The organism is Franzmannia pantelleriensis (assembly GCF_900102875.1).
Classification (GTDB): Bacteria; Pseudomonadota; Gammaproteobacteria; order Pseudomonadales; family Halomonadaceae; genus Franzmannia; species Franzmannia pantelleriensis.
The window spans coordinates 382,754-395,618 of the sequence record NZ_FNGH01000002.1 but is presented as its reverse complement, the minus strand read 5'-3'; the positions used below and the strand labels follow the sequence as shown (position 1 = coordinate 395,618).

10 protein-coding genes are annotated in these 12,865 nt (G+C 62.4%); 7 read left to right on the top strand and 3 right to left on the bottom strand.

What is annotated here, in order from left to right; genetic code table 11:
- Positions 1 to 954: 954 nt before the first annotated feature.
- From katG to putP, 6 genes are all read left to right on the top strand, one after another.
- The gene (gene katG / locus BLT16_RS03820; protein WP_218124397.1) at positions 955 to 3,135 is read left to right on the top strand and encodes a catalase/peroxidase HPI; all 2,181 of its coding nucleotides are present in this window, start codon (positions 955 to 957) and stop codon (positions 3,133 to 3,135) included.
- A gap of 187 nt (positions 3,136 to 3,322) precedes the next feature.
- Positions 3,323 to 3,697: a hypothetical protein gene (locus BLT16_RS03815; protein WP_089657196.1), complete on the top strand. Its 375-nt coding sequence runs from the start codon at positions 3,323 to 3,325 to the stop codon at positions 3,695 to 3,697.
- Positions 3,698 to 3,772: 75 nt separating this feature from the next.
- Positions 3,773 to 4,591: an AraC family transcriptional regulator gene (locus BLT16_RS03810; RefSeq protein ID WP_089657195.1), complete on the top strand. Its 819-nt coding sequence runs from the start codon at positions 3,773 to 3,775 to the stop codon at positions 4,589 to 4,591.
- 199 nt (positions 4,592 to 4,790) lie between these two features.
- Entirely contained in the window at positions 4,791 to 7,982 is a 3,192-nt protein-coding gene (putA, locus tag BLT16_RS03805) for a bifunctional proline dehydrogenase/L-glutamate gamma-semialdehyde dehydrogenase PutA (protein ID WP_089657194.1), read from the top strand.
- A 45-nt stretch (positions 7,983 to 8,027) separates the two neighbouring features.
- Positions 8,028 to 8,849, top strand: a complete 822-nt coding sequence (gene proC, locus BLT16_RS03800; protein ID WP_089657193.1) for a pyrroline-5-carboxylate reductase — start codon at positions 8,028 to 8,030, stop codon at positions 8,847 to 8,849.
- A gap of 51 nt (positions 8,850 to 8,900) precedes the next feature.
- On the top strand, positions 8,901 to 10,379 hold the full coding sequence (putP, locus tag BLT16_RS03795) for a sodium/proline symporter PutP (RefSeq protein ID WP_089657192.1): 1,479 nt from the start codon (positions 8,901 to 8,903) through the stop codon (positions 10,377 to 10,379).
- Positions 10,380 to 10,456: 77 nt separating this feature from the next.
- Here putP and BLT16_RS03790 read toward each other — a convergent pair whose 3' ends face one another.
- A complete protein-coding gene (locus tag BLT16_RS03790) occupies positions 10,457 to 10,762 on the bottom strand; it encodes a cyd operon YbgE family protein (protein WP_089657191.1) in 306 nt (101 codons plus the stop codon).
- A 333-nt stretch (positions 10,763 to 11,095) separates the two neighbouring features.
- On the opposite strand from BLT16_RS03790, the gene BLT16_RS03785 reads away from it, so the two are divergent.
- Positions 11,096 to 11,707 (top strand): OmpW/AlkL family protein, encoded by a 612-nt coding sequence (locus BLT16_RS03785; protein WP_089657190.1) that lies wholly within the window; start codon positions 11,096 to 11,098, stop codon positions 11,705 to 11,707.
- 93 nt (positions 11,708 to 11,800) lie between these two features.
- Here the strand turns inward: BLT16_RS03785 and BLT16_RS03780 are convergent, their stop codons facing one another.
- Positions 11,801 to 12,301 carry a gamma-glutamylcyclotransferase family protein gene (locus BLT16_RS03780; protein WP_089657189.1) on the bottom strand — a complete coding sequence of 167 codons (501 nt, stop codon included), beginning with the start codon at positions 12,299 to 12,301 and terminating at the stop codon, positions 11,801 to 11,803.
- A 2-nt stretch (positions 12,302 to 12,303) separates the two neighbouring features.
- A complete protein-coding gene (locus tag BLT16_RS03775; RefSeq protein ID WP_089657188.1) occupies positions 12,304 to 12,636 on the bottom strand; it encodes a YqcC family protein in 333 nt (110 codons plus the stop codon).
- Positions 12,637 to 12,865 lie beyond the last annotated feature (229 nt).

The following is a 12,865-nucleotide window of genomic DNA, read 5'->3' as shown; positions in this document are numbered from 1 at the left end:
AGCTCCCAGAGCGTCATCGCTGAGGTGTGCCCTAGTAGGTACAGATGTGAAGGCGAAAGAGAAAGACAGGAAGGGATTTGGTGAACTGCCGAGCTTGAGCGCTCGAACATCAAGGAGAGACAACTGGCGGGCATCAAGCGGGCCAAGGCAGAAGGGAAGGCCCTTGGTCGAGAGAAGACCATCAATGATGAGGATGTAGCTCGGTGGCGGCAGGAGAACAGCGCCAGCATCTAGGCGACGGCGGAACACTTCGACATCTCGCCAGCGTCCGTGAAGCGAGCCTGTAGATCAGCGAAGGTCGCTAGCTAGTCGAGCATAGGCAGTGGTTTTTCTGTGGCCGTGTCCTTGCGGTGGGGTGATTATTTTTGTCCCACCGCCTAACCCTGACGGACGTGCGCTGCTGCTTATTGCCGCTCGCTTGAAGTCACGCTGAAGATGGCTACATGAATGGCTACAATAGCGGCTACACATGGCTACCGAACCAATACAAACCATTGATTAAAAAGGGGTATCATGGAAGGCAGCCGATTCCCTTCACCCGCTCCAAAGCCCCTCCGGGTAGCCATGTCGCCATATCAAGCTCGCTTCCGACCTCAGTGTGTCATGCTGCGCATGTCCGCGTGCGTACTGTATGCATGCGCATACTCCCCCGCCAACGTTGGTTTGCTCATATCAGTGCTTCGTCATTAAAGCGGGCTATCGCAGCGTTGCAAAAAAACAAATCTATGCAATGGGCCGTGTTGATATACCTTATTTGAAGACGGCATGCAGGAGCTGACTTCCTCATGCCGAGCACTACAACTTTGGTCGAGCCAATAGTGACATAAGGCATGGACAAAGGCGTAGGCTGAGCGAAGCAGATATCAATCAGCGTGGCCTGCATCAGCGATGCCACGCGATGACGTACTGACTGATTTTATCCGTGCAGCAACCATCTAGATGAGGAAGAGTGATATGGGCGGAAACGACAGCAACACCGCGGGCAAGTGTCCGGTCATGCACGGTGGCAACACCAGTGCCAGCACCGGCACCACCAACACGGATTGGTGGCCAGAAGCCCTGAATCTGGACATTCTTCATCAGCATGACAACAAGTCCGACCCCATGGGCGAGGACTTCGACTATCGCGAAGAGGTTAAGAAGCTCGACCATGAGGCGCTCGTGGCCGATATGCGCGCGTTGATGACTGACAGCCAGGAGTGGTGGCCGGCGGACTGGGGGCACTACGGCGGCCTGATGATTCGCATGGCGTGGCACGCGGCGGGCACCTATCGTCTCGCCGACGGCCGTGGAGGCGCTGGTACCGGTAACCAGCGCTTCGCGCCGCTGAACTCCTGGCCCGACAACGGCAACTTGGACAAGGCGCGCCGCCTGCTGTGGCCGCTCAAGAAGAAGTATGGCAACAAGGTCAGCTGGGCCGACCTGTTCATCCTGGCCGGCAACGTTGCATACGAGACCATGGGCCTGAAGACCTTTGGTTTCTCCTACGGCCGTGCGGACATCTGGCATCCCGAGAAGGACATCTACTGGGGCGCCGAGAAGGAGTGGTTGGAGCCGTCCGATAGCCGCTATGAGGACGTCGAGACGCCTAGCACCATGGAGAACCCGCTGGCCGCGGTGCAGATGGGTCTGATCTACGTCAACCCTGAAGGGGTCAACGGCAAGTCCGATCCGCTTAAAACTGCTGAGCAGGTGCGCGAGACCTTTGCGCGCATGGCGATGAACGACGAAGAGACTGCCGCCCTGACAGCCGGCGGCCATACGGTCGGCAAGACCCACGGCAATGGCGACGCCGAGGCGCTAGGGCCAGAGCCGGAAGCGGCCGACGTCGAGAACCAGGGCTTCGGCTGGATCAACCCCAACATGGGCGGCAAGGCGACCAACGCTATCACTTCGGGAATTGAAGGCGCCTGGACCACCAACCCGACCAAGTTCGACATGGGCTACTTCGAACTGCTGTTCGGCTACGAGTGGGAACTCAAGAAGAGCCCGGCCGGCGCCAATCAGTGGGAGCCCGTCGACATCAAGGAGGAGCACAAGCCGGTTGACACTACCGACCCGTCGGTGCGCCGCAATCCGATCATGACCGATGCCGACATGGCGATGAAGATGGACCCGACGTATCGCGCGATCTGCGAGAAATTCATGGCAGATCCCGAATACTTCAAGGATTGCTTCGCTCGCGCCTGGTTCAAGCTCACCCACCGCGACATGGGACCCAAGTCTCGCTACATCGGTCCGGACGTGCCGGATGAAGACCTGATCTGGCAGGATCCGGTCCCTCAGGGTGAAACCAACTACATCGAAGAGGTGGTCAAGGAGAAGATTGCCGAGAGCGGTCTGAGCCTGAACGAGCTGATCTGCACCGCCTGGGATAGCGCCCGTACCTACCGCAACTCCGACATGCGGGGCGGTGCCAACGGTGCCCGCATCCGCCTGGCGCCGCAGAAGGATTGGGAAGGTAACGAGCCGGATCGGCTGGCCAAGGTGCTCAAGGTCTACGAGAACATCTCCTCCGACACCGGTGCCAGCATCGCCGATGTCATCGTGCTGGGCGGTAACCTGGGCGTCGAGAAAGCCGCAAAGGCCGCCGGCTACGACGTGCACGTGCCTTTCCACAAGGGTCGTGGCGACGCCACCGACGCGCTGACCGATGCCGACTCCTTCGAACCGCTGGAGCCGCTGGCCGATGGCTTCCGCAACTGGCAGAAGAAGGAGTACGTGGTCAAGCCGGAAGAGATGCTTCTGGACCGTGCTCAGCTGATGGGTCTGACCGCGCCGGAAATGACCGTCCTGCTGGGCGGCATGCGGGTGCTGGGCACCAACTACGGCGGGACTCAGCACGGCGTGTTCACCCACCGCGTCGGCCAGCTGACCAACGACTTCTTCGTCAACCTGACCGACATGGCGAATCGCTGGGAGCCCAAGGGCAAGAACGCCTACGATATCGTGGATCGCAAGAGCGGCAACACCAAGTTCACCGCGACGCGCGTTGACCTGGTATTCGGCTCCAACTCGATCCTGCGTGCCTACGCTGAGCTGTACGCCCAGGACGACAACCACGAGAAGTTCGTCAAGGACTTCGTTGCAGCCTGGACCAAGGTAATGAACGCCGATCGCTTCGATCTGGCTTGATTAGCCCGTCCGCTAGTACCGAACGCCCCCAGCTGGGGGCGTTCGTGTTTCTAGCCGTCGTCTACAGCTGTATCTGACAAGCATGTAAGATGGTCCACAGCACTCGGCAACTGGAGGCGATCCCTTCATCTGCCCCACTCATGCCCCTGCCGTGACCGGCAGGCAACTGCATGGAGCCGTCCTTACCATGGCCCTCTACTTGCTCGTCCTCGGCGTCTGCACCCTGGTATTCGGCAGCATGATCGGCATCCTGCTGCTGTCGCGTACGCCTCGCTATCGCACCGAGCCCAAGCACTTGCTGGAGATTTTCGACAAGACCCTCGAGGGCAAGGCCAGCGAGACCGAGTGGAACGTGGTGGTAGGCTACCCGGTGCGCCACGACGACTACCTGGAGAGCGTCCGGCGTCGCGCCCAGCGACTGATGGACGAACACGGCCGCCCGTGGCAGGCCGCTCGCGGCCAGCCGCTGCTGTCAAAGGCCGGCTGTGAAGAGCTGGCCGCGCTGCGCGAGCACCTGGCCTCGCACACCGCACTGCGCGACAAACAGCACCTCGATGCGTGAGCGCGTGGCAACGCATCCCTTGCCAGGTACAATACATAACATCTGACGCGCAGCCCCCCACCCGGAGGTGACGCCATGCCCAGTGTCATTCGCTTGATGCCGCTGGACAACACCATCAAGCACCACGCCCACGACTACCACCAGATGGTGATCGGACTGTCCGGCCATGCCGAATTCGAGATCGAAGGCATGGGGGGCTCGATCGCGGCGCTGTCCGGCTGTATCGTCCCGGCCAACCACGTCCACTACTACGAAGGGGTTGGCCACAATCAGCAACTGATTCTCGACCTGCCGCTGGACGCGCCATCACTGAGTGGCCCACACCGCGAGCTGATGCGGCTGTTTGACGTGCCACGGTTTTTCGCCCTCGACGAGCCACTGCGCCAGTATCTGGCCTTTCTGACCCAGGAGTTGACCCAGCCCTATCAGCGCCAGCAGCCACAGGGCAGCCCCCAGGGCGACCTGCTGGCAGCCACTCTGCTCGGCTGCCTGCACGCCCGTCTGCACCCCGGGCTGCACGGCCGGCAGCAGGCCCAACGTATCGATATTCAACTGATCGACCGCTTCATCCAGCACCACCTCAGCGAGCGCCTCACTGTTGCCGACCTGGCCGCCGAGGCCTGTCTTAGTGAAGCGCACTTCAGCGCCTGCTTTCGCGAACAGACCGGGCTGACACCCTACCAGTACCTGCTACGGCAGCGGCTAGGGGCGGCTCGCCAACTGCTCACCTCTACCCGACTGCCGCTATCGCTTATCGCCGAGCGCACCGGCTTCGCCAACCAGAGTGCGTTGTCCCACGCCTTCCGCCGCGCCTTCGGCCACCCCCCTAGCCGACTCCGTCAGCGTGGTACCGCCGAGGTCATTCATCGCAACAGCCATACGACTAACGTCTAACGTTTTATACGCCGGCGTTCAGCTCCCCTGTTTTTGACAAATCCTGCCGGGAAATTGGCAAGACGCTTACACCTCTCCCACCCTACATTTGGACCATACCGATCACGTCGGGGTATCTCCCTGGTCGAGACAGGCGGCTACGTCCACCGCTCCTCGTCGTCGCCAGGCCGTGCCCGACCGTCAACCGCGGGAGTTCGTAATGCTCAATGCCACCACCATGCTGGATGCCTCATCCTGGCAGCAGGATCTCGAGGCACTCTTCGCTCGCATCAGTGAGCACTATATCGTCGATGAGGATGCCTTCGTCGAAGAGCTGGTCCAGCGCCTCAGCGCCGACAAGGAGGACTTCCTGCGGATTGCCTCCAAGACCGCCGAGCTGGTGCGTGACGTGCGCGAGATGGACACCGCCGTCGATTCCATCGACGAGCTGCTACAGCAATACAGCCTGGATACCCACGAAGGCCTGATGCTGATGTGTCTGGCCGAGGCGATGCTACGCATTCCCGACAAGGCCACGGCAGATGCGCTGATCGAGGACAAGCTGGGGCCCGCCGACTGGAAGTCACATCTCGGCCAGAGCGAATCGTGGTTCGTCAACGCCTCGACCTGGGGGCTGCTGATGACCGGACGGGTGATCAATCTCGACCACCCCCGCGATGGCAAGCCGGCCAACTTCATCAACAAGCTGGTCAACCGTATGGGCGAGCCGGTGATCCGCAGCGCCATGTACCAGGCAATGAAGATCATGGGCAAGCAGTTCGTGCTCGGACGCGACATCGATGAAGCCCTCAAGCGTTCCAAACCGCTGTTCGACAAGGGCTACACCTACTCCTACGATATGCTCGGCGAAGCCGCCCGCACCCGCCGCGATGCCGCCAAGTACTTCGACGACTACGCTCGTGCCATCCAGCAGGTCGGTAAGACCAGCAAGGCGCTGCCGGCCAAGACCCCCGCCCCCTCGATCTCGATCAAGCTATCGGCGCTGCACCCACGCTACGAGTTCGGCCGCCGCGAGCAGGTGCTCGAAGAGCTGGTCGGCAGCGTACGCGAGCTCGCCGCCATGGCCCGCGAGCGCGACGTGGCGATCACCATCGACGCCGAGGAGGTCGACCGCCTGGAGCTGTCGCTGGAGGTGTTCCGTGCCGTGTTCGAGAGCGACACCTGCCGCGGCTGGGGGCACTTCGGGCTGGTGGTCCAGGCCTACTCCAAGCGCGCCCTGCCTACCTTGCACTACCTCAACCGCCTGGCCGACCGGCAGGGCGACGAGATCCCCATTCGGCTGGTCAAGGGTGCTTACTGGGATAGCGAAATCAAGGAATCCCAGCAACTCGGCGTCGACGGCTACCCGGTCTTTACCCGCAAGGCGTGTACCGATGTCGCCTATCTGGTATGCGCGCAGTTCCTGCTGTCCGACAACACCCGCGGGCGGATCTTCCCGCAGTTTGCCACCCACAATGCCCACACCATCAGCGCGATTCTCGAGCAGGCCAACGACGTCAACCGGGCGTTCGAATTCCAGCGCCTGCACGGTATGGGCGAAGCGCTATATGACGCCGCTCTGACGCGCGCCCCGCAAGGTACCTACTGCCGTATCTATGCCCCGGTGGGCGCCCATAAGGACCTGCTGCCTTACCTGGTGCGTCGACTGCTGGAGAACGGCGCCAACTCCTCCTTCGTCCACCAGTTGGTCGACCCCAAGGTGCCGGTGGAGTCGCTATGCGTGCATCCGGTGGAAACACTCGAGCAGTACTCAAGCTACGCCAACCCCAGGATCGTGCTGCCGCGGGATATCTTCGGCGCCGGTCGCAAGAACTCGCAGGGAGTGAACTTGAACATCCGCAGTCAGTATCAGCCACTCATGGATCAGATGGCCAGTTTCATGGATAAGCAGCATCACGTTAAACCCCTGCTGGCCTTCGATGTCGCCGATGATCCGGCCAATGCCCATGAGGTGTACGCCCCCTACGACCGCCGCCAGCGCGTCGGCAGCGTGCAGTGGACCAGTGCCGAGCAAGCCGCCAAGGCAGTGGATTCCGCCTGGGCTGCCTTCCCGCGCTGGGACGCCACCCCGGTGGCCGAACGAGCCGCCATCATTCGCCGCCTTGGCGACCTGATGGAGCAGCACATGGCCGAACTGATGACACTCTGTTCACGGGAGGGCGGCAAGCTGCTCACCGACGGGGTCGACGAGATCAAGGAGGCCGTCGACTTCTGCCGCTACTATGCGATGCGCGCAGAGCAGCTGTTCGCCGAGCCCACCGCCCTGCCCGGCCCCACCGGCGAGTCCAACCACCTGCAGATAGGCGGTAAGGGCGTATTTGCCGCCATCAGCCCCTGGAACTTCCCGGTAGCGATTTTCTGCGGCCAGGTAGTCGCCGCTGCCGTGGCCGGCAACACCGTGCTAGCCAAGCCCGCAGAACAGACCTCGATTGTCGCCCATCGCGTGATCGAGCTGCTCCATGAAGCCGGCATGCCCCGCGATGTGGTGCAGCTGCTGCCAGGCGACGGTCCCACCGTGGGCAGCGTGCTCAGCGGCGATCCGCGTATCACCGGCGTAGTGTTTACCGGCGGCACCGATACGGCCCAGATCATCAACCGCGCCTTGGCGGCTCGTGAGGGTGCCGCGCTGCCCACCCTGATCGCCGAGACCGGCGGCATGAATGCGATGATCGTCGACTCCACCGCACTGCCCGAGCAGGTAGTCGCCGACGTTATCCAGTCGGCCTTCCAGAGCGCCGGCCAACGCTGCTCGGCGCTGCGCGTGCTCTATCTGCAGGACGACGTCGCCGACCGCGTATTGGAGATCCTCGAGGGGGCCATGGCCGAGCTGCACGTCGGCGACCCCCGCGAGCTGGGGACGGACGTCGGTCCGGTGATCGACGAGGACGCTCGCAACGGGTTGAATGCGCATATCGACAAGCTCAAGGCCGACAAACGCCTGCTCGCCGAGACCCGGCTCGACCCCGCTCACACCGCCGACGGCACCTTCGTGGCGCCGATGGCCTTCCAGATCGACGGCATCGAAGCGTTGGAGCGCGAGCAGTTCGGGCCAATCCTGCACGTGGTGCGCTACAAGGCCAGCGAACTGGACAAGGTGATCGAGTCGATCAATAGTCGCGGTTACGGCCTGACCTTTGGCGTACATAGCCGCAATGAATCCTTCGCTGATGCCATTGCAGAGAAAATTCGGGTTGGCAATGTGTACATCAACCGCAATATCATCGGCGCCGTCGTCGGCGTACAACCCTTTGGCGGCCAGGGCCTATCGGGCACCGGCCCCAAGGCGGGTGGCCCGCACTATCTACTGCGCTTCGCCACCGAGAAAACCGTGACAGTGAATACCGCCGCCCTGGGCGGCAATGCGTCACTGCTGGCTCTAGGCGACGAGTAGCGCTCTGCTGCGCCCCAGCCTGCTGATACTAGGAGCGAGTTAATAATGCACAAGACCATCGTGTTTATTGGCGCCGGCAATATGGCCAGCGCAATCTTCGGCGGCATGATCGACGGCGGCCATCCCGCCGAGTCGATCATCGCCACCTCCCCCGATGACACCCTGCTGACCCCGCTACGAGAGCGCTATGGGATCCGCACCAACACCGACAACGCCGTCGCGGTGAGCGAGGCTGACGTGGTGGTGCTGGCAGTCAAGCCACAGATCATGTGTCAGGTCTGCGAACCCCTGCGCGATGCGGTCCAGGATCGCAAGCCGCTGATCGTATCGGTCGCTGCCGGCCTCGAGGCCGCCACCCTGGAGGGCTGGCTGGGCGGTGAGCTGGCGATGATCCGCTGCATGCCCAATACCCCTTCACTGGTCGGCGCCGGCGCCTCGGGCCTGTATGCCAATCCACGGGTCAGCGCCGAGCAGCGTGAGCTTGCCGGCGAGCTGTTGAGCGCAGTGGGGCTGGTGGAGTGGGTCGATGACGAGGCCTTGCTGAACGCCGTCACCGCGGTGTCGGGCAGCGGCCCGGCCTACTTCTTCCTGTTCTTCGAGGCCATGGAAGAGGCCGGCGTCAAGCTTGGCCTGCCGCGTGAAACGGCGCGCCGCCTCGCGCTACAGACCGGCTTTGGTGCCGCCAGCATGGCGCTTAAGAGCGAGCATGAGCCCGCCCAGCTGAAGCGCAATGTGATGTCGCCCCAGGGCTCCACGGAACGCGCCATCCAGCACTTCGAAGACGCTGAACTGCGCCAGATCGTCGAGGGTGCCATGCAGGCTTGCGCCGCGCGTGCCCAAGAGATGGCCAAGGACTTCAGCAAGTAATACATACCCACGGCACGCTCCATCGTGCCAAACGCCCCAAGAGGACACCCCATGGTCCAGAACAACATCACCATTGGCCTGACGTTTGGCGTCTACCTGCTAGTCATGCTCGGCATCGGCATCATCGCCTACCGACGCACCACCAACCTCTCCGACTACATTCTCGGCGGCCGCTCGCTTGGCCCCTGGACCTCGGCGATCTCCGCCGGCGCCTCGGACATGTCCGGCTGGCTGCTGCTGGGCCTGCCCGGCGCGGCCTACGTCAGCGGCATCTCGGCGAGCTGGATCGCGGTGGGCCTGCTGATCGGCACCTGGCTCAACTGGCTGATCGTGGCCCGCCGCCTGCGCATCTACAGTTTCCGCGCCAGCGACTCACTGACGCTGCCAGACTTCTTCGCCAACCGTTTCAACGACAACACCCAACTGCTGCGGGTGATCTCGGCGGTGTTCATCCTGGTGTTCTTCCTGTTCTACACCAGCTCCGGGTTGGTCGCCGGGGGGCGGCTGTTCGAGACGGTATTCGGCTTCGACTACACCGTGGCCGTCACCGTCGGCACCCTCGCCATCATCTTCTATACCTTCTTCGGGGGCTTCCTGGCGGTGTCCTGGACCGACCTGATCCAGGGCCTGATGATGGCCGCGGCGCTAGCCATCGTGCCGATCATCGCTTTCACCGACCTGGGCGGCGCCAGCGGCGCCGGCGCGGCCCTGGCCGCCGAGAGCGAGCACATGCTGGCGTGGTTCCGTGATGCCTCCACCGGCGAGGCACTGACCGCCATGGGCATCATCAGCTCGCTGGCCTGGGGCCTGGGCTACTTCGGTCAGCCACACATTCTGGCCCGCTTCGCCGCCATCCGCAGCGAAGACGACATCCCCACCGCGCGGCGTATCGCGGTCAGCTGGTCAGCGCTGTGCCTGGTCGCGGCAGTGGCCGTGGGCCTGCTCGGGGTGGGCTTTGTGTCCCGCGAACTCGGTGACGGCGAGACGGTATTCATGGTGATGGTCAACCTGATCTTCCATCCGGTGATCGCCGGCATCCTGCTCGCCGCCATCCTGGCCGCAGTGATGTCCACCGCCGACTCGCAACTGCTGGTCTCCTCCTCGGCGCTCACCGATGACTTCTACAAGGCGCTGTTCCGCAAGGACGCCTCGCAGTCGGAGCTGGTGTGGGTCGGCCGTTTTGCGGTGATCGGAATCGCCGTGCTCGCCTACCTGCTGGCACTCAATCCCGACGCCACCGTGCTCGACCTGGTCTCCTACGCCTGGGCCGGCTTCGGCGCCGCCTTCGGCCCGGCGCTGATCATGTCGCTGTTCTGGCGTCGCATGAACCAGTGGGGCGCGCTGGCCGGCATCATCGTCGGTGGCGTTACCGTGGTGGTCTGGGCCGAGCTCTCAGGCGGCCTCTTCGACCTCTACGAGATCGTGCCCGGGGTGATCTTCGCCTACCTGGCCATCGTCGTCGTCAGCCTGGCGACCGACGAGCCGGCATCCAGCGTGACCGCCGAATTCGACGCCATCGACCGCGGCTAATCGACGCACCCCGAACGCAAGGAGCCGCCTTCGGGCGGCTCTTTGCGTTTCGGTTTACGTGTGTTGAAAGCGCGATATCAACCAGCGCCCCATAGCGCTCTTGCAAGCACCACCAACGAGAAGGCGCCGAGCAGCCACCAGCACAGTGGTGGCCCCAGCAATCGGCGCAGACGGCCATGCTCGGGCACCAGCCCGGCCCCCAGGCTGAAGCCCGCCCCCAGCGCCCAAACGCCCAGCACGATCAGCGGCAGCCGCCAAACCATCGCCAGCGTGCTGAGCAGCTCGGGCCGCCACAGCAGCCACAGCGCCAACAGCGTCGAGACCCCCATCGCCACTAGCGGGGCCTGAGGCAGTCCGGCAAGGCGTGTTGAGAAACTCGGCATGTGATTCTCCCGGCGATCCATTCCCCATTCAGTAAAGATGAAAAAACCCGTCACGGCGAGGTCTCGCATCTCATCATCAATGGCGATGCTACAGCGCACGATTTATTGTACAAAAATATTACAGCTTTTATTTTGTGTCGAACAACGATTCCGCTATACTCATTTGAGCGAGGCGTCATACCCGGATTTTATCGGCCCTATTGCGCTGATTGCTATTTTCAACCAGACTTAGGAAACAGCGTTTCTTATACTAGGTTGCCTGACACGGTTTGGAACGCCGTTGCCAACTGGCAAGGCATTGATGTGACGAAGCAAGGCTTCAAGGAGAACTCGATGAAAACTACCAAACTGATCACCGCCGCCGCCATTGCCGGTAGCTGCCTGTTCGCCGCGCAGTCTGCCGTGGCCTACAGCGCTGGCGACTTCTTCGTGCGCGGTGGCGTGGCCAAGACCGACACTCGCTCTGACAACGGTCAGGTGGCTGGAAACGATTTGGGCGTCAGCAGCGCCGAGCGCGGTTTCTCCTACGGCCTCGGCTATCTGTTTCACGACAATATTGGCGTTGAATTATCAGGTACCGAAAAGGTTGAGCATGATCTCACCCTAGGCGGTGGCCCAATTGGGTCTGTTGATCGCATGCCGATCAATCTGATGGTCAACTACTATCCGCTGGGCGGCCTCGACTCCCGCGTGCAGCCCTACGTTGGTGCTGGCCTAAACTACACCCGTTTTTCCGGTGAAGAACTAGCTGGACTGGATGTGCGTCGCTCTTACGGCGCCATTGGCCAGGTGGGTATCGATCTGGCGGTCACCGACAACGTGATGCTCAACGGCTTTGCCAACTATGCCGATGTTGAAAGTGATGTTCGACTGAACGGCACCGAAGTAGGCACCGCCAAGGTTGATCCGCTGACCATCGGCGGCGGCGTGACCTTCCGCTTCTGATCGGTTCTTGCTAACGCGAGCGGCAACAACGAAACGCCGGGGCCCTGCCCCGGCGTTTTTGCGTGTACGCGCGGTGGTATGACGCGATAGGTATCAGCGCGGCGTGGCGGCATACAACCCCAGCACCGCCAGGGTCGCGGCATCCAAGCCTTCCACTGCGTCGACCTGGCGCAGCCGAGCGTGATAGTCGGCGCTCAGAAAGGCCTCACCGGCAAGCAAGTGAGCGAGATACTCTCGTGCCGGTTTGAGGGCGCTACGCACCCGTTCGGGAACGGCAATATACACCCAGGCCTCGATCACGCCCTGGTGGGTGATGATGTCACGACGCTGACGCTGGTAGTCGTGGGGCACGCCCTCGAACGGGTCCATCAGTTCTATCTGCTGCGGCGACATTAGCTCGAACAGCGCGCCCTCGACCCGCTCTCCTGGCTGGCTGGCAACATTGGCGTGGGCAATTCCCGGGATACGCGACGCCTTGTCGAAGCGCAGCGCGTGGTCGAGCAGCGTGCCCGGCAACGCACGTCGGGTAGTGCCAATTCGCGCTTCGACCCGTGAGGGGTTCATGTTACTGCCGTAGGCAAAATAGTACGCCATGCTTAGCTCTCCGTGACCACGCGATCGACGTTCTCGATCGCCTTGACCACCAGCAGCAGATGATGAGCCTGCACCTGGGCCTGACGTAGGTAGACGTCGGCCGCTGGCGCCACGCTGCAGCTGGCCGGCAGCGGCGCTTCGGCGTCGACCAGCGCATCGAGTCTGGCAACGAAGACATAGCGTAGCCACTGCGGCAGTTCCATGGTGTCGACACAGAATGGCTGCTGGCTGGCCAGGGCCTCGGCCGAGGGCTGCTCGACGCGCCATAGGTCGGCCGCCTTGAGCGTGGCTTCCAGCTCGCGCAGGGCCTGGTCGAGTCGTTGGTGCGGATTCATGATTTCTCCCTTGGACATGGCGCCATTATCCCGCGCCAATCCAGGCCTGGCCACCCCGTTGCTGTGAGGAAATTCACAGAATCCCTGCAAGAGGCTGTGGATAACCCTTTGACAACTCTCGCATCCGCAGGCCTGACGGGCCACAGACGTAATTGATCATTTTGTGACCAGCGCATCGACTGCCATACTCCGTTCAGACGCTGCTGACAAGCGCCCCGCCATCGCGGTA